Below are 16542 nucleotides of genomic sequence, written 5' to 3'. Positions count from 1 at the left end.
ACCTAAGTAATTCTTTATTGGTGTATTAATTTTGATTTTTTATTTAAATATATCAATGCAGACAACATGAAGAAAACCGTAACAAATATTACAGGAATCAACACAATACTTTTACCGAAAAATGACTTTTGCTCTACTTGAGGTTGACCTAAGTTAATAATACTTACCGGTAATGTTTGCTCCTCTAATTCTAACTTCTTAGCTTCAATATCCCTAATCAGCTTTGTTTTATATTCAAAAATATCAGCTATATTGACCTGCTCTTGATTGTCTAAAACTATTCTTTCATTTGAAAAAGTACTCCCTTTGCTTGCTAGTCCAGTAGTATAGTTTGTAATAATTTGATCTACTTGTATTAAGAGTTTTTGGTCTTCCTCGATACGCACATTTGCATTATTCCTATACACTTCTAAAAGACCATTGAAATAGGTATTTGTGTTGATATAGCTTAATACTTTTTCTGCAAATATTTTACCGACAGTTGGGTCTTTGTAGTAGAATGTAATTCTATGGTTAAAAGAACTTTTATTCTGCAACTCTGCCCTAACAATATCTGCTATGGCATCTGTATTTTCAAAACTTTGAAGTAACTCTAAATATTTAATATCACTTTCTGAGCCACCTACTTCTGCTACTCTAGATATTTCGATATTTAAACCGTCAAAATCAATATTATCGATACCTATTGATTTAAAGAATAAAGTATCTTTTGATTTAATGTTAGATTGTATTTCACTTACAACATCATACAAGTAGTTTTTACTTTCTATTTGAGGTTTTACAATGACCTCTGTTTTAAATTTCTTAGATATAATTTTATTTAACCCATATCCAATTGCAAGGCCAACAACGACAAGACCAATAAGTAAAAGCATGTTCTTTTTAAGGTATAGAAATACTCTTAAAACCCAACGAAAAATAGCATTGAAACCTCTTCCTATTAATTGAAATAATTGTCCCAAATCAATTTCGTCAGAATTGGTTTGTGTAGATGGTGATTGATTGGTTGCCATTTATGTAGTAAATATTTGCTTTAAAATTTTATCTGTAATTAAGTAAGTAGGTTTTACCCCTGTTGTACCCAAGCCTCCTGAAGCTAATGTGCTACCTGTTTCTAATGGGTTATCTGATGCATAGTACGCATAACGCACTTTTACATCTTCACCGATACTCTTTCTAATTTTAGATGCAGACTGTATTGCTTTTTGGTAATGCACACCTTCCATCTCTAAACCAATTACATTCCAAGTTGATTTATGAAAGAACTTCAAAATGTCTTTGTTTTGAAGTGATGTTCCTAAAACAGTAACCATTGTACCTTCAAAAACCTCTAAACCATAACCTTCAAAGTCTTTGGCACACAATTCATTTTTGAATGGATAATTGTCTGCTGTTCCTTCAAATATATGTGCAGAAGGTATCATCAAATCTCCTTTTCCTCCTTCTAGAATACCCGCTTTTCCCATTATCGAAACAGAATCAACATTTATCAAAGACACATTGTTCTTTTTGGTATTGTACGGTTTCAATAATTCATCAATTGTTTCATACGCTTGCTCACCAAATGCGTAATCCATTACAAATATAACAGGTTTTTTATCAAGCTCTTGTTCAGAAAATTCATACGAACAATTGTTGATTTTTATTTTTGCCGTATCAAATATCTGTACATCTATATTGGTTCCTGAGGTATCATCCATAATGATCATACCATTCTTCTCTGCCAGGTCGGTAACTTTCTTCCTTAGTGCCGCATTACCAGAACTACTAAGTGCTTCAAAAATTTCTAATGAATCTGTATTCGGAAATTCAGTTTTCAAAGCTGCTTTCGCAAATAATGAATTCATAACACTATGCATGTTTGCAGAGATAATATGAATTGGTCTATGCATTAGGTTGTTTTTGGTTAAAACCTCCTTAATGTTATTTGCCCATCTTTCTCCATGAATATGATGCCCTAAACGCTCTCTTAGCAAAGCACTAAATGTAACTGCTCTTTTTTCACCTGAGATTTCTTCGTCTAAGGCTAGTTTACCTAACCAATAAATAACATTCAGAAATCTATCTGGGTTACTTTTGGTGCTGAACTTTTTATAGACTTCTAAAATTTCTTCAAAAGACCTACCCAAAATGTTGGCTGTGTGTATAAGTGCTATTTCTCTCTCAGCCTGGTTCAATTCTTCTTTTCGAACCGCAGCTTCAAGTTTTTCCCAATCTCTTATAGTTCTTTCTGTATCTGTTATTAAAACACGTTTGCATATTTTTTCAGATTCAATGAACAGAAATGTAAGGTGTGTAAGAATATCATAGATGTCTGAACGACCTCTAGTGATTTCTATATTCATCTGCTCTTCGTCTATACGATAGCAGTTTCTTCTTCTTTTTGGCGGAATGATCGGGTTGATATGAGAAATACCATACCCTTCATCTGAAGTTAGATTAATGAATGAACATTGTTCTATTCCCTCAGGTAATCTTTCTAAAACGTATATAAGTCCGTTTAATTCGGCTTTTTCTTCTCCTACGGAACCATATATTTCAGGTCTTAACTGCAGTAAGGCATTTTTCAATGCTTCACCAGAAACTCCGTTTGGTTTATAAAAACCTCTATTAAAAAGATGACGCATAGTAATATACATGCGTTCTATTGCATTTGTAGACTCTTGTGCTCTTGTTGTTATAATTGCTTTTCCCATTGGTGATTTCAAACGAAATTACGATTTATAATTTGTTATTTAAAAGCTCGTTGCACTATGCCTTATATTTTGACAGGCTTTCAACCACTTTTCGGTCGTTAGCTAGACGCTGAACTTTATTTTGTCCGCCGAGCTTACCTATTGATTTCATATACTCTAAAAACCCTCCACTTTTAACGGGAGTAACTTTTAAAGTTTGCAACACCTTACCTACAATAAGGTCATAATAATAACTATTTTGTTTTTGAAGTGCCGAATCTAGTTCTTGTATAAAAAGGTCCATATTAGACGGTAGTTTTTCAAATTCTATAAACCACTCGTGATATGGCAATTCATTTTCTTGCGGGGTAATTTGTGGTGCTACGGTAAATTCACTTACACTAGCATCGGTGGCCTTTGTAGCTACCAACATTGCCTCTTCCACTTCTTTGGCAATAACATGTTCCCCAAAAGCAGAAATAAAATGTTTTATACGCCCAGACACTACTATTTTAAAAGGATACGTTGAAATAAACCGAATGGTATCACCAAGATTATATGCCCATAAACCGGCATTTGTGGTGATAATCATAACATAGTCAACACCAATTTTAACATCTTTTAAAGTGATTCTTTTAGGGTGTTCATCAAAAAATTCATCAGATCGTACAAATTCATAAAATATGCCTGCATCTAGTAACAGTAACATACCCTTTTCTGTTTGAGAGTTCTGATAAGCAAAGAAACCTTCACTTGCCGGAAACAATTCTATACTTGCTACTTTACGACCAATTAATGATTCAAACTTCTTTCTATATGGTTCATAATTGACTCCGCCATAAATGAAAAGTTCAAAATTTTTGAACAAATCACCTACATACTCATTGGTATTTTCTTTTAGTTTCTCAAAGTACATTTGAACCCAAGAAGGTATACCGGCGATAACCGTCATATCTTCATTCTTGGTTTCTTCTACAATGGCATTTACTTTGGTTTCCCAATCTTCAATGCAATTCGTCTCCCAACTGGGCATTCTATTTTTCTGCAAATAATTAGGAACATAGTGTGCCGAAATACCAGAAAGCCTACCTAGTTTTACTCCGTTTTTCTCTGTTAAAACAGGACTACCCTGTAAAAAAATCATTTTACCAGTTACGAAATCTGCTTTGCCAGTTTCATGTATGTAATTAAGAATAGCGTTTCTAGATGCTTTTACTTGTTCTTTAATACTACCTTCTGTAATGGGTATATATTTTGCTCCAGATGTGGTGCCAGATGTTTTTGCAAAATATAATGGTTTCCCTGGCCAAAGAATATCTTCTTGCCCTGCAACCGCTAAATTCACATAATCTTTAAGTTCTTCGTAATCTCTTATAGGAACCTGCGCTATAAAATCGTTATGGGTTTTAATCGTCTTTAAATTATGATCATTGCCAAACTTTGTCTTACTTCCTTTTGCAATAAGATCTCTAAAAACCCTCTCTTGTGTCTCAATAGGATTACTGACCCACTTATCGGTTCTTTTCGCGATACGATGTGCAAATATTTTGGCAGCAATAGTCTTTAGTGACATTTCGTTTTAATTAAAGTCGATATAATTTAAAGGATCAATAGGTGTTCCGTTATCCCAAAGTTCAAAGTGAAGATGTGGTCCAGTGGTAAGTTCACCGGTATTACCAACTGCAGCAATTACTTCACCACCTCTAACAATATTACCTTGATATTTCGATAATGAACCATTATGCTTATAAACGCTTAATAATCCACCTTCGTGCTCAATTATAATTACATAACCAGTATCTGCCGTCCATTCAGAAAAAATTACTGTACCGTTTGCAATTGCTTTTACCGGACTATCAGTTTTAGCAGTAATATCAACTGCGTAGTGTTTTTCATTAGGGTTAAAGCTCATAGAAACAGACCCTGAAACAGGAGTAAACAATACTAAGTTTTTCTTATCAATTGTTCGTTCAAATAGGTTGTACTTGTCTTCAAGAGCGACCTCTGCCCGTAATAACGAATCTTCTTTAATAGGGTTTAAATCTACAGATGCTGGATCTAATTTAAACTGCTGAAAAAGAGAATCTCTATTTACTACCGTATTCTCAATATCACCCTTTAACACCATACGAATATTATCTAAATACTTATTGGTATAATTTAGTGTTCGAATTAAAGAGTCTGTTTTGTAGGTAAGCTCTGTGGCTTCTTTCTTTAGTCTTGTTGAAGAATAACCTGGTATATATTCTCGCAGTGGCGTAAAGGCAATTAGCAGTGTTGTAAGTCCGATTAAGGTAATCATAAAAAGTGATCCAGTTACAAAAACATTGAGCCTGCTTAACTTAAAAGAAATCTTCTCTTCAAAAGTACTTTCGTTTAAAATTACCAAACGATACTTATGAAGAAGCTTCCTTTTTATTTCCTTTCTTTTTTTGACTTTCTTTTTGGCCATCTTAACAAAGATAAACTTAGAATTTAATTTTAGACCTTCTATAAAATGAATAATTTAGAAAGAGTTTTCCAAACTTAAATTAATTACAGCATTCTAAAAAAATTCATCGAACAAAAATTATTTTTTTATAGTATGACTACATATATATACCACCGTTCTTTTAACCCTAATATAAAACTTAATCAAGTTATGAAATAATGCTGTTATATTTCTAAAACAATCTATCTCTATTTAATAGAGAAATCTATTGAAATTCATTATTTAATATAAAGCTCGCTAATTACTTTAATTATAATTTTATTTAGTAACTAGTTGTTTTAGAGTTTTTTATAAAAAATACAGATTAGTATATTTTGTGCATTTGCCACAATTATAAATAAAAAATCACTTGCTGTTAATATTAACAGCAAACTAATAAGTTTTTAGTATCTTTGAAATCCATTTTAAATCATAGTCTTATGACATTATTATCTATTTTTTTGGCCATAGGCGCTCCACAAATTATATTAGTGGTAGTCGTAATTCTACTATTATTCGGAGGTAAAAAGATTCCGGAACTTATGCGAGGTTTAGGTAGTGGAATAAAAGAATTTAAAGATGCCTCTAAAGAAGATGAGCAACTAGAAGAAAAGAAAAAGGAATAGGTTACAAACCATTCTTTAATATAATTTATAAAGTCCTAATTTTCAGGGCTTTTTTGTTTTATAGATTTTTTATTAGAGTATTAGGTCTCATTTTATAACCTCACACACTTCACAAAACGGTCAAATTATCCGTTTATCGAGATCTCATTGGTTACGAGGCTACTAAATACTATTCATTCACGACATAAAAACACTCTTTCACAACAATTAATATTCAGAATATCGCTTTACTGCTAATTTCGTTAGACATATAGTACTAAAAATCCATAACTAACCGTTGGTACTATACTTAAAACCCCAGTTGAATGTAATGTTCAACTAAGAATTATGTCTATGAGAAGTGTATTAAATTTATTTTTTCTGGTCTTTATCGTTTTTGCTCAAGCCCAAGGCTTTCAAGACGAACTTGAATCTGAGGTATCAAACAATAGTAACAGTGCAATAGTTTCAGATATAAATGCTGATGACAAAAAGGCATTTCAAAAGGCTGCTGAAGAGCTGTCCATTCCTTACAGGGCTTTTCATGATATTCCAGATACCCAAAATGGCTACTACATAATAACTGGTACATTTTCTAAAAACAAGAATCTTAAATCTCAAATTAAAAAACTTAATAAAAAAGGATTTGAAGCAGGGTACTTTCAAAATCCTCAAAACCAACTATACTATCTATATTTAAATCATTATACTTCATGGGAAAATGCTATTAACGATTGTTCTACACAATTTGATAATCGTTACGATGATGAAGTTTGGATACTAAAAATGATCAATAGTAATTTAAATACTGAATCAGAATCAGTAGTTGAGTTACCGGTCGTATCAGAAATAGAAACAACTACAGCATTAGAAGCAAACTCAGAATTAGAAAAAACAACAGACCTAACATTAGCTCAGGAAACTTTGTTAGAAACAGAATCTATACCGGTAGAAGATGTTTCTTATGAGATGTTAACTGCATCGAAAGAGAATGACCCCGCAGTTAAATCAAAGCTTATAAAAAGGGCTGATGAGTATTTTGACAAAATGTGGTATGCGGAAGCAGCCAAAATTTATGAGCAAGCTTTATCTAAAGGAGAAAAAGCTTATACATATGATGTATTGAAAAAAGCGGGCGACGCCCACTACTTTAATACAGATATGGAAAACGCATATAAGTGGTACAACATATTATATACTAAGTATGAGTCTGACATGAGTTCTGACTACCTATTTAAATATGCTCACTCTCTTAAAGGAATTGGAAACTATAAAAGATCAAAACGTCTATTAAAGTTATATAATAGAAAATTAGCTGGCGAAGAGATTGCACAAGATACAGAACAGAATGAAATAGTTTTAGATGGTCTTCTAAGAATGGAGGAAAAGTTTGATATCGACAACTTGAATATAAATTCAAAGTATTCAGAATTTTCACCAATGTATTATGGTGGTGATGAAATGGTTTATGCATCTGCTAAAGATTCTTCTATATTTACTACCAGAAAATATAAATGGAACAATCAACCGTACTTAGATTTATTTGTTGCCAAAGTAAATGAAGAATCTCAAGATTTTAAAGATGCCATTAAATTTTCTAAAAAGATAAACACAAAATATCACGAAGCATCTGTTGCTTTCACTCCTGATAATGAGACGATGTATTTTACCAGAAACAATTATGGTAAAAAACTAAAGCGTGATAAAAACGGTATAAATCATCTTAAAATTTATCGTTCCAAAAAAGTAGATGGAGAATGGTTAGAAGCTGAAGAAGTATCTTTCAATAGTGACAATTACTCTACTGGTCACCCAGCGCTAAGTACTGACGGAAAGCAGTTATACTTTGTGTCTGATATGCCTGGTACTTTAGGTGAAACAGATATTTTCGTTGTAGATGTTCTTGAAGACGGTTCATTCTCTTCTCCACGAAACCTTGGTCCAGAAATTAATACGGAACATAAAGAAATGTTTCCATTTATAAATGAAAAGAAATTATACTTTTCATCTGATGGGCATGTTGGTCTAGGAGGATTAGACGTTTTTGAAGTTGCCTTTGATGATGAAGCTGGCTTTTTAGAAGTCCGCAATGTCGGTAAACCGGTCAACAGTAAAAAAGATGATTTTTCTTTTATTGTAGATGAAGAGACTCAAAAAGGATACTTTGCATCTAACCGCGATGGTGGTAAAGGCGATGATGACATCTACTCATTTAAAACATTACAACTAGAAGAAATACCAACCAGTATAAATGCTATATCTGGTATTGTAACCGAGTTAATCACCGGCGATTTAATGCCAAACGCATTAGTTGAATTACTTGATGAGAACAACATCAAACTTAAAGAAATGGAAACCGATGAAAATGGAAACTTCATTTTTGAAGATTTAGATGCTGATACAAGATATGTTCTAAAGACGACCAAAGGATCATACTTTGATGATACCAGAGAAGCTGCAACGAAAGACAATGAAATTGTTAATGTAGATGTCTCTATGAGAAAACTTAATGATATGATTGCTGTAGAGAATGGCATTAAGAAGCTTAAGACAGAGATGATTCACTTTAACTTTGACAAATCATATATACGTGATGATGCTGCTGAAGAACTCAATAAACTAGTAGAAGTAATGAACGATTCGCCTAATATGGTTATTAAAATTGAATCTCATACAGATTCAAGGGGTGATGACGTTTATAACAAGTACTTATCTGATAAGCGTGCTAAATCCACAAGAGATTATATCATTGCTCAGGGTATTGATCCGAGTAGAATTGAAAGCGCTATTGGTTATGGAGAAGAACAGTTAATTAATGGTTGTGACGGTACGGTTCGTTGTACAGAAGAACAACACTACCTTAACCGTAGGTCAGAGTTTATTATCGTAGACATGTAATATAAAATAACATCAATAAAAAAGACCCGCTAATTAGCGGGTCTTTTTTATTATAATTCATTTAGGTTTTAATGCTTAGTAAATTTAAATACTTGTCAACTTCATTATACAGGTTACTTTTTATTTATCTATGATTTTATACGCTTTATCGATTTTCTAATACCTATAGAATGTGCTGTTTATCTATCTTTTTTACTGTTGATAGATATCAATTTTAACCAATTACATTTTATAGAATAATTAGGTCTTTTACCTAAGCTTTTCAATAAAGGCATTAGGATTGAACATCTTTACTCGCAAGAACTCCTAAATCATTGAACATGGAAAAAATTACACTAGTAAAAGAAATTTACATTGAAGCCTTTAAAAATTGGAAAAGTTTCCTTTTAGAACACTACTTTAAAATATTTTCGTGGCTGTGTTTTTTATTGATTGCTTATGCTTCTTACGTTTTAATTTTTAGAGTGTCTACTGGCTTTTCTTTCAGTAATTTATAATACACACCATAATAAGGTTTGTAATCAAACAACAAACCTATTTCACATAAAAAAGGCTCAGGAAATTCCTGAGCCTTTTGCATTTTATAAAACTAAATTGAAATTAGTTATTTGTTTTGTTCATTAACATTGAACCGCACAGATTTCATGATTGCTTCTAGCTCAAACATGTAATCTCTTTTCTTGGTTGCAGGAGCAAAAACAAACCCTTCAACAATCAATTTACGATTGTTCTCTTTATCACTTATGATATAGGTTAAAAACGGACCTGCCATAGGATAAGCAGACATTTCCCAAATTCCCCTTACTTCTGCTGCTTTTTTACCTGAAACCTCAGCAGGAAAGACATATGGAGAAAAAGCTTTTTCTGTAATCATATGATTATTCTTTCCAGGAATATCTTCACCGCCAATATAAAGTCCGCCAATAGAATCACGCATCTTTATAATGTCTTGAACAAAAGTAGAATCGTTCTGAAAGCTATCCCAAGGCATCGTGTATGCGATAATATTCATATTGCCTTTTTGAATTTGACGATCTATCCACACAAAATTATCCTCTTCTCTACCTACTCTATAAATAGATGGTATTTTCATCGAAATATCGAATTTATCTTCTAGCGCCTTTTCCTTATTTAATGATTTCTCGAATCTTTTTTGGGCTTTTGCAATTTCAAGTGCTTTAAAGTCAGCTATAAATTCTGGTGCCGTCTTTTTAATATTTGCAATAATCTCTTCTTTATTCCGCCCTTTGATAACTCCCACTTTCTGTGGTTTAGCGTACATGTTAGATTTCATATGGGCAACATTCAAAGTATCTTCCATTACATACAAGACAGAGCTTGTATTACGAATAGAACCCGTGAAAATTTGTTGTGGAATTTGAGTAACACTAAATAGTGCCTCGTCCCAAGTTAGACCTTGTGCAGCAGCAGTATAATTTTCACGAATTGCATCGCCTACATTACTGTTCCATAAATCATTATCTATAACTACCGTTAAGGTGTTCATGGCACCTACCGACTCTGGTAGGTAATCTGCTTTGCCGTCTTCTTTACAGGCAATTGACAATCCTAAAATTGCTAAAAAACAAAGTGAAATTCTTTTTCTCATTGGTGTTTTGGTTTACGATGAACAGTCGCACAATTTAAGTTTTGTGCCTAGCTTTAAATTGTTACCACTAATACCGTTCCACTTTCGTAAATTATCTATAGTTACTCCAGGATATTTTCTAGAAATCGTCCATAATGAGTCTCCACTTCTAACTTCATGCGTTTTAGAATTGCTTGCAACAGCTGTTCTAGAAGGAGTTTGTTTAGGTTTTACAGAAGAACCCGAATTATGTTTTGGGTAAATTGTTAATCGTTGTCCGATTTTCAAATTATTACTTCGTAATCCATTCCATTGTTTCAATTGACTTACACGCACACCATAGCGCTCAGCAATTTTTCCAAGAAAATCACCATCTCTAACTCTATATCTAATACTATTTGCGCCTGCTTGCTTTGTAATTTGAGCAATCGGACTTTCTTTACTTTTCAATTCCTTTTCTACATGAGCATAAATAGCTGCTTCATTCGCTACGAATTTTCCCATTTTGTGCACTGGTAATCTTAGTGCATGAGCTCGACCTTCTACAAAAGGAATAACGTCTAATTTATAATGAGGGTTAAGCACCTTTAATTCTTCTTTATCAATAGCCGCTAATTCAGAAATTTGATCAAAAGTAATTAGGCTTTTAACATGAATCGTATCTGTTTCAAAATAGGCGCGATCTGCTTTCTTTCCTTTTAAACCATGCTCTTCTGCATACTCAAAAATATACATGGTAGCTTGAAAAGCTGGAACGTAGCCAGCAGTTTCTCTAGGTAAATTTCTTCTAATATTCCAGTAATTACGCTGACCGCCACTTCTACGAATTGCTTTATTTACATTACCTGGACCAGAATTATACGCAGCCAAGGCTAAATCCCAATCATCATATATTCTATGTAATCTATTTAAGTAATTAGCGGCGGCGGCAGTTGATTTAATTGGATCACTACGCTCATCAACATAACTGTTGATGTTTAATTTCATTTCTTTACCTGTACCATACATAAACTGCCAAAGACCTGTTGCCCCAACTCTAGAACGCGCTTTAGGGTTTAAGGCAGATTCTACAATAGACAAATATTTCATCTCTAACGGAATGTTCTTATTGTCAAATTCTTGTTCAAATAAAGGAAAGTAAAATTGGCTAATAGTAAGCATACGTTCCATTAAGCCTCTCTTTCTAGTAAGAAATGATTTGATTACGCTTTCTAAAGACTTATTGTATTCTACATTGAAAGGCGTTTTAGCGTTCAATTTTGCCAAACGCATTTTTAACGTATCTGTAGGTAAATCTAAAACGAAAGTAGAAACAGTATCTGGCTCTACCATAATTTCCTCATACATTTCATTGTAAAGAGGTGCTGCATCTACGAGTTCTTTCATCCAAAGACTATCGAACTTGGCTGCTAATGCATTATCCTGAAGATTATAAGAAGAAGATTCAGTTGGTTTGTATAAAACCAAACTTTCGGTTTTAGAACTTTTTACAACACCTAATTGATTCAAAGGGACCACTTCGCTTAGTGAATCATTGACAACTATAGTAGTGCTATTTAAAGAATCTGAAACAGCAGAAACAGTATTTTCTTGTTGTGCAGATCCTAAGACTGGCAACAAAGCTAATCCTAGTACATAAAAAGACTTATAGGTTACTTTATTCATATTGGGGTAAATTACGTTAACGGAACAAACGAAAATCGTACATTTTTTAATGAGAATAAAATAATTTCTCTTAAAATGCACAAATTTTCGTTATATGCCGTTTATCGATAACCCCTTTACTACTCTAATATAGCGGCTATCCCTGGTAATGTTTTACCTTCTAAACTTTCTAGCATTGCACCTCCGCCTGTTGATACATAACTAACTTTGTTTTCAAAACCAAATTGTTTCACTGCGGCAACAGAATCTCCACCACCAACTAATGAAAAAGAACCTGCTTTTGTAGCTTCTGCAATATAATTACCAACTGCAATAGTACCAGCGGCAAATTTTTCCATTTCAAAAACGCCAATTGGGCCATTCCAAAGAATTGTTTTAGAAGCTAAAATTACCTTTTTGAAATTTTGTAATGTATCAGGCCCGGCATCTAATCCTTGCCAGCCATCTGGTATTTTGTCAACATCTACAACTTGTGTGTTTGCATTCGCATCAAAAGCATCTGCAGCAATAACATCTACAGGTATGTGTACATTAACATTTTTTTCTTTGGCTTGTTTAAGAATTTCCATCGCAAGATCCATCTTATCATCTTCACAAATAGAATCTCCTACTTTACCTCCTTGCGCCTTAATAAAAGTATAAGTCATACCACCACCGATAATCAAATCATCGATTTTATCAAGAATATTTTCAATAATAGTAATCTTAGAAGAAACTTTTGCTCCACCTAAAATTGCCAATACCGGTTTTTCACCTGTAGCCATCACCTTATCGATAGCTTCTATTTCTTTTGCTAATAAATAACCAAAACACTTAGCTCCCGGAAAAAACTTAGCTATTACAGTAGTAGATGCATGTGCGCGGTGAGCCGTACCAAAAGCATCATTAACATATATATCTCCTAGTTTTGAAAGTTTTTCTGCAAAAGCTTCATCACCTTTTTCTTCTTCACTATGAAATCTTAGGTTCTCTAATAAAAGTACCTCGCCATTCTGTAATTCTGCAACCGCTTTTTCAGCTTCTTCACCAATACAGTCGCTTACAAACTTTACAGTAACCCCAATAACATCAGAAACAGCATCTACGATATGACTTAGCGACAAATCTGGATTGCGCACTCCTTTTGGTCTTCCCAAATGGCTCATAAGCACAGCACTACCGCCATCTTCTAACACCTTAATAATTGTGGGCTTAGCTGCCTGAATTCTAGAGTTATCTGTTACTTCAAATTTGTCATTTAATGGAACATTGAAGTCCACTCTAATTAACGCTTTTTTATCTTCAAAATTAAAGTCATTCAATACTTTCATGTGATATTACTTTTGTTAGTTAACAAATGTAAAGATTAAATGGCTTGGGATAAAGTGCTAAATAGGATAATTTACACCCAATACCATTAAATTTGTTGTGCTTTAAACAACTATATTTGAATCTATGTTATTCAATGAAATTTTAGGACTTTCACACATTAAAAAACACCTAGCATCAAGTGCAGATGCCGGTAGAATACCACATGCACAATTATTTGTTGGCCCAGAAGGGTGCGGTCTTTTGCCTATGGCATTGGCTTATGCTCAATATATTATATGTTCTAACACGAATGGAGAAAATAATGGTGGCAATGAAGCTTGTAATTTAAAGTTCAAATCATTTGCTCACCCAGACGTTCATTTTGCTTTTCCTGTTTCTAATTCTGATAAGGTAAAATCTCACGCCGTAAGTAACCATTATATGAAAGAATGGCGAGAGTTTATACTAGAACAGCCTTATGGAAATCTCTTTGACTGGTATCGCCATATTGAAATTGAAAAGAAACAAGGTCAAATTGGTGTTGATGAAGCACAGGACATTGTAAAAAAATTATCCTTAAAATCTTATGAAGGCGGATATAAGGTGATGCTTATTTGGATGGCTGAAAAGATGAACACTGCAGCTTCTAACAAATTATTAAAGTTAATTGAAGAGCCGCCAGACAAAACTATCTTTTTACTACTGTGTGAAGACGAAGAACAAATTATACAGACCATAAAATCTAGATGTCAGGTTGTTCATTTTCCTCCTTTAGCAGAAGATGCTATTGCCTCAGCCTTAACTGAAAAAGGTGCTAGCAAACCAGAAGCTATGCTATTAGCTCACGAAGCAAACGGTAATTATAATAAAGCTCTTAATCTCTTAAATAAGGATTCTGAAGACCTTGTGTTTGAAAACTGGTTTGTACAATGGGTTCGTACAGCTTTTAAGGCAAAAGGTAATAAGGCCGCTATTCACGAATTGTTATTATGGAGCGAAGAAGTTGCAAAAACCGGTAGAGAAACACAGAAGAACTTTCTAAGTTACTGTATTACAGTTATGAGACAGGCACTCATGATTAACTATGGTGCAGAAGAACTTGCTTATCTAAAAATACATGCCGAAGGATTTCAACTGAAGAAATTTGCACCTTTTGTACACGAAAACAACATTATAGATATTACTAAAGAGTTAGAAGATGCTATTTACCATGTAGAAAGAAATGGAAATTCCAAAATTATTTTCACCGACCTATCTATTAAACTAACCCGGCTTCTTCACAGAAAAAAAGCTGAACTTAAATAAACGACCTCCATGAATACATTTTCAAATAACGCGACAGAAATTTTATTACTACTTTTTTTAATAATCACTTTCCTTCAAAGTGGTTTTGATAAAATTATCGATTGGAACGGTAATATTTCATGGCTAAAAGAGCATTTTTCCGCTACTCCATTTAAAAATATTGTTCCCTTACTGGTAGGTGTAATTTTAGTTACAGAGGTAGTTGCGGGGGTACTTTGCAGTGTTGGTATCTATCAAATTTTAAGTTCGGGCGGTAAAGTAATTGCTTTTTATGGAGCTATTCTATCAGGAATAACATTACTTATGCTTTTATTCGGACAAAGAATTGCTAAAGATTACGAAGGTGCTAAAACCATTGCGGTTTATTTCATACCTACCATATTGCTCGTATTTCTACTACAAGCGGCTTAGAAGCTTCATTTTTAAAAGGGTATAAAACTTAATTGCAAAGTAGTTATACTTTTATAAACCAATTTATTAGAAACAAAAAACCCTCCTGGTTAGGAGGGTTTTGGAGGCATCGAGCGGATTCGAACCGCTGTACAAGCTTTTGCAGAGCTGCGCCTAGCCACTCGGCCACGATGCCATTTTTAAGCGAGAGCAAAAATAAACATTATTCCCAATTTAAGCTGCATTAACAACTAAGAAATTATATTTATTTAAGGTCGGATGGTTTACTGAACAGATTGTCCTCTTTGTAAATTCAATGATACCGTTACCTTTTCAACATCTCCGTTTATAGGCGGATTGATTTTAGAAACGGAAACCATAGCTGAATCTACTGTTGGAAGTTCAATAAATATTCTGTCTATTATTCTTTTGGCGACATGCTCCAATAATTTAGAAGGCGTTGCCATCTCTTGCTTCACAATCTTGTTGATATGAACATAATCAACAGTATCTTTTAACTCGTCGGAAACTGAGGCAATCAATAAATTTGTATCAACAGAAACGTTGACCAAATAATCACTACCGATATTGGTTTCTTGAGGCAAACACCCGTGGTGGGCATATGCTTTTATATTCTCTAATTGTACTTTACCCATTCTTTATATTCTGGAGATCAAATTTAATCAATCTCACTTGAAGGATTAATACGTACAACGACAATTACTGATACCCTGAAATAAATCTACCCCTAAGGTGATTACATGCGTACCAGAACTATAACCAAGAAGTTCGTTAAGAATAACTTGATAAGAATATCCGAAGTAAAAATTACTTTTCTTTAAACCTGCAATTGGAGCAATATAAAGCGGGTTACCAATTTGATCGTTCAAGAAACGATAGTTGACACCGGCGTAGAAATAATCTTCAAAATCGTAAAATCTAAATTTCAAGTTTAAATCGGTAACAGAACGCCCATCACTCTCGAACAATTGAAACAACACAGAAGGTTCAATTTCCATCTTGCTGGTTCTTTTCTTCATGTATCTATAACCGGTATACACATAATAGTTTCTTAGTCTATTAGGCTCGAATAAGGCGTTGAAATTACTTAAATTTTTATCTAAGATATTTGAAGCATTAACACTGAAATAAAACTTGTCATACCTATATAGTGCACCAATATCAAAGTTATGATTTGTGGTAGCTTTATCACCAACATATGCTGGATCTGCAATTAAAGCAGGGTTTGTATTATCAATTCTAAACTGGTTAAAATTATACGAGATACCGAATGATAAAAACTCGTCATCATAACGGTCTAAAGTAAGGTGGTGCGCAAATGAGAATCTCGCTCCCTGTTGTTTTGTTTCACCATTACTATCGTTATATAATACCATACCAACACCAGATTTTTCACCAACACGCATATCTGCTGCTAGAGATTGGGTATCGGGTGCATCTTTAATACCTACCCATTGAGTAAGACCGTTAAGTCTTATTTTAACATGGTCACCAATACCTGCGTAAGTTGGGGACATTACAAAGGGGTTATCGGCAAGATATTGAGATAATTGAGGTATAGTAAGCTCCTGCCCTCTTAGGGAGAATACGCTTATAAATAATACCAGTGTCAATAGACTGTTCCGCATCATCATT

The 16542-nt window shown here is 33.5% G+C and carries 15 protein-coding genes and 1 tRNA gene; 5 read left to right on the top strand and 11 right to left on the bottom strand.

Annotated elements, in window-relative coordinates:
- Positions 1-14: 14 nt before the first annotated feature.
- From Q0871_RS04410 to Q0871_RS04395, 4 genes are read right to left on the bottom strand one after another with little or no spacing between them, the layout of a single operon-like run.
- Positions 15-1013 (bottom strand): hypothetical protein, encoded by a 999-nt coding sequence (locus Q0871_RS04410; protein WP_299318377.1) that lies wholly within the window; start codon positions 1011-1013, stop codon positions 15-17.
- Positions 1014-2696, bottom strand: coding sequence for a hypothetical protein (locus Q0871_RS04405; protein WP_299318373.1), 1683 nt, complete (start codon positions 2694-2696; stop codon positions 1014-1016).
- 55 nt (positions 2697-2751) lie between these two features.
- Positions 2752-4248 (bottom strand): GH3 auxin-responsive promoter family protein, encoded by a 1497-nt coding sequence (locus Q0871_RS04400; protein WP_299318370.1) that lies wholly within the window; start codon positions 4246-4248, stop codon positions 2752-2754.
- Between the two features lie 6 nt (positions 4249-4254).
- Entirely contained in the window at positions 4255-5127 is an 873-nt protein-coding gene (locus Q0871_RS04395; RefSeq protein ID WP_299318366.1) for a M23 family metallopeptidase, read from the bottom strand.
- A gap of 458 nt (positions 5128-5585) precedes the next feature.
- Between Q0871_RS04395 and tatA the strand changes: the two genes are divergently transcribed.
- From tatA to Q0871_RS18715, 3 genes are all read left to right on the top strand, one after another.
- Positions 5586-5771, top strand: a complete 186-nt coding sequence (gene tatA / locus Q0871_RS04390) for a twin-arginine translocase TatA/TatE family subunit (RefSeq protein WP_299318361.1) — start codon at positions 5586-5588, stop codon at positions 5769-5771.
- Between the two features lie 333 nt (positions 5772-6104).
- A complete protein-coding gene (locus Q0871_RS04385; protein ID WP_299318357.1) occupies positions 6105-8648 on the top strand; it encodes an OmpA family protein in 2544 nt (847 codons plus the stop codon).
- 320 nt (positions 8649-8968) lie between these two features.
- The gene (locus Q0871_RS18715; RefSeq protein WP_367275124.1) at positions 8969-9145 is read left to right on the top strand and encodes a DUF6747 family protein; all 177 of its coding nucleotides are present in this window, start codon (positions 8969-8971) and stop codon (positions 9143-9145) included.
- Here Q0871_RS18715 and Q0871_RS04380 read toward each other — a convergent pair.
- From Q0871_RS04380 to pgk, 4 genes are all read right to left on the bottom strand, one after another.
- Positions 9094-9228: a hypothetical protein gene (locus tag Q0871_RS04380; protein WP_299318353.1), complete on the bottom strand. Its 135-nt coding sequence runs from the start codon at positions 9226-9228 to the stop codon at positions 9094-9096. The two genes, Q0871_RS18715 and Q0871_RS04380, sit on opposite strands and share 52 nt — an antisense overlap.
- Positions 9229-9252: 24 nt before the next feature.
- A complete protein-coding gene (locus Q0871_RS04375) occupies positions 9253-10257 on the bottom strand; it encodes a DUF4837 family protein (RefSeq protein ID WP_299318350.1) in 1005 nt (334 codons plus the stop codon).
- Positions 10258-10269: 12 nt separating this feature from the next.
- Positions 10270-11901, bottom strand: a complete 1632-nt coding sequence (locus Q0871_RS04370) for a LysM peptidoglycan-binding domain-containing protein (protein ID WP_299318346.1) — start codon at positions 11899-11901, stop codon at positions 10270-10272.
- A 119-nt stretch (positions 11902-12020) separates the two neighbouring features.
- Positions 12021-13211 (bottom strand): phosphoglycerate kinase, encoded by a 1191-nt coding sequence (gene pgk / locus Q0871_RS04365; protein WP_299318343.1) that lies wholly within the window; start codon positions 13209-13211, stop codon positions 12021-12023.
- Positions 13212-13335: 124 nt separating this feature from the next.
- On the opposite strand from pgk, the gene Q0871_RS04360 reads away from it, so the two are divergent.
- Together Q0871_RS04360 and Q0871_RS04355 are read left to right on the top strand one after the other, a co-directional pair.
- Positions 13336-14496, top strand: a complete 1161-nt coding sequence (locus tag Q0871_RS04360; RefSeq protein ID WP_299318340.1) for a DNA polymerase III subunit delta' — start codon at positions 13336-13338, stop codon at positions 14494-14496.
- A 9-nt stretch (positions 14497-14505) separates the two neighbouring features.
- A complete protein-coding gene (locus Q0871_RS04355) occupies positions 14506-14907 on the top strand; it encodes a DoxX family protein (protein ID WP_299318337.1) in 402 nt (133 codons plus the stop codon).
- A 101-nt stretch (positions 14908-15008) separates the two neighbouring features.
- Here the strand turns inward: Q0871_RS04355 and Q0871_RS04350 are convergent.
- From Q0871_RS04350 to Q0871_RS04340, 3 genes are all read right to left on the bottom strand, one after another.
- Positions 15009-15082 (bottom strand) — tRNA-Cys (locus Q0871_RS04350).
- An 88-nt stretch (positions 15083-15170) separates the two neighbouring features.
- Positions 15171-15542 (bottom strand): dihydroneopterin aldolase, encoded by a 372-nt coding sequence (folB, locus tag Q0871_RS04345; protein WP_073241426.1) that lies wholly within the window; start codon positions 15540-15542, stop codon positions 15171-15173.
- A gap of 45 nt (positions 15543-15587) precedes the next feature.
- The gene (locus tag Q0871_RS04340) at positions 15588-16535 is read right to left on the bottom strand and encodes a type IX secretion system membrane protein PorP/SprF (RefSeq protein WP_299319770.1); all 948 of its coding nucleotides are present in this window, start codon (positions 16533-16535) and stop codon (positions 15588-15590) included.
- Between the last annotated feature and the right edge of the window lie 7 nt (positions 16536-16542).

Origin of the sequence: uncultured Maribacter sp., from assembly GCF_947500985.1 — a bacterium.
Taxonomy (GTDB): domain Bacteria; phylum Bacteroidota; class Bacteroidia; order Flavobacteriales; family Flavobacteriaceae; genus Maribacter.
This window is presented reverse-complemented; position numbering and strand designations above follow the sequence as displayed.

Bases quoted from the DNA above. Each gene is read 5' to 3' on its own strand.
- Q0871_RS04410 (WP_299318377.1), bottom strand. From the start codon at position 1,013: ATGGCAACCAATCAATCACCATCTACACAAACCAATTCTGACGAAATT.
- Q0871_RS04405 (WP_299318373.1), bottom strand. From the start codon at position 2,696: ATGGGAAAAGCAATTATAACAACAAGAGCACAAGAGTCTACAAATGCA.
- Q0871_RS04400 (WP_299318370.1), bottom strand. From the start codon at position 4,248: ATGTCACTAAAGACTATTGCTGCCAAAATATTTGCACATCGTATCGCG.
- Q0871_RS04395 (WP_299318366.1), bottom strand. From the start codon at position 5,127: ATGGCCAAAAAGAAAGTCAAAAAAAGAAAGGAAATAAAAAGGAAGCTT.
- tatA (WP_299318361.1), top strand. From the start codon at position 5,586: ATGACATTATTATCTATTTTTTTGGCCATAGGCGCTCCACAAATTATA.
- Q0871_RS04385 (WP_299318357.1), top strand. From the start codon at position 6,105: ATGAGAAGTGTATTAAATTTATTTTTTCTGGTCTTTATCGTTTTTGCT.
- Q0871_RS18715 (WP_367275124.1), top strand. From the start codon at position 8,969: ATGGAAAAAATTACACTAGTAAAAGAAATTTACATTGAAGCCTTTAAA.
- Q0871_RS04380 (WP_299318353.1), bottom strand. From the start codon at position 9,228: ATGCAAAAGGCTCAGGAATTTCCTGAGCCTTTTTTATGTGAAATAGGT.
- Q0871_RS04375 (WP_299318350.1), bottom strand. From the start codon at position 10,257: ATGAGAAAAAGAATTTCACTTTGTTTTTTAGCAATTTTAGGATTGTCA.
- Q0871_RS04370 (WP_299318346.1), bottom strand. From the start codon at position 11,901: ATGAATAAAGTAACCTATAAGTCTTTTTATGTACTAGGATTAGCTTTG.
- pgk (WP_299318343.1), bottom strand. From the start codon at position 13,211: ATGAAAGTATTGAATGACTTTAATTTTGAAGATAAAAAAGCGTTAATT.
- Q0871_RS04360 (WP_299318340.1), top strand. From the start codon at position 13,336: ATGTTATTCAATGAAATTTTAGGACTTTCACACATTAAAAAACACCTA.
- Q0871_RS04355 (WP_299318337.1), top strand. From the start codon at position 14,506: ATGAATACATTTTCAAATAACGCGACAGAAATTTTATTACTACTTTTT.
- folB (WP_073241426.1), bottom strand. From the start codon at position 15,542: ATGGGTAAAGTACAATTAGAGAATATAAAAGCATATGCCCACCACGGG.
- Q0871_RS04340 (WP_299319770.1), bottom strand. From the start codon at position 16,535: ATGCGGAACAGTCTATTGACACTGGTATTATTTATAAGCGTATTCTCC.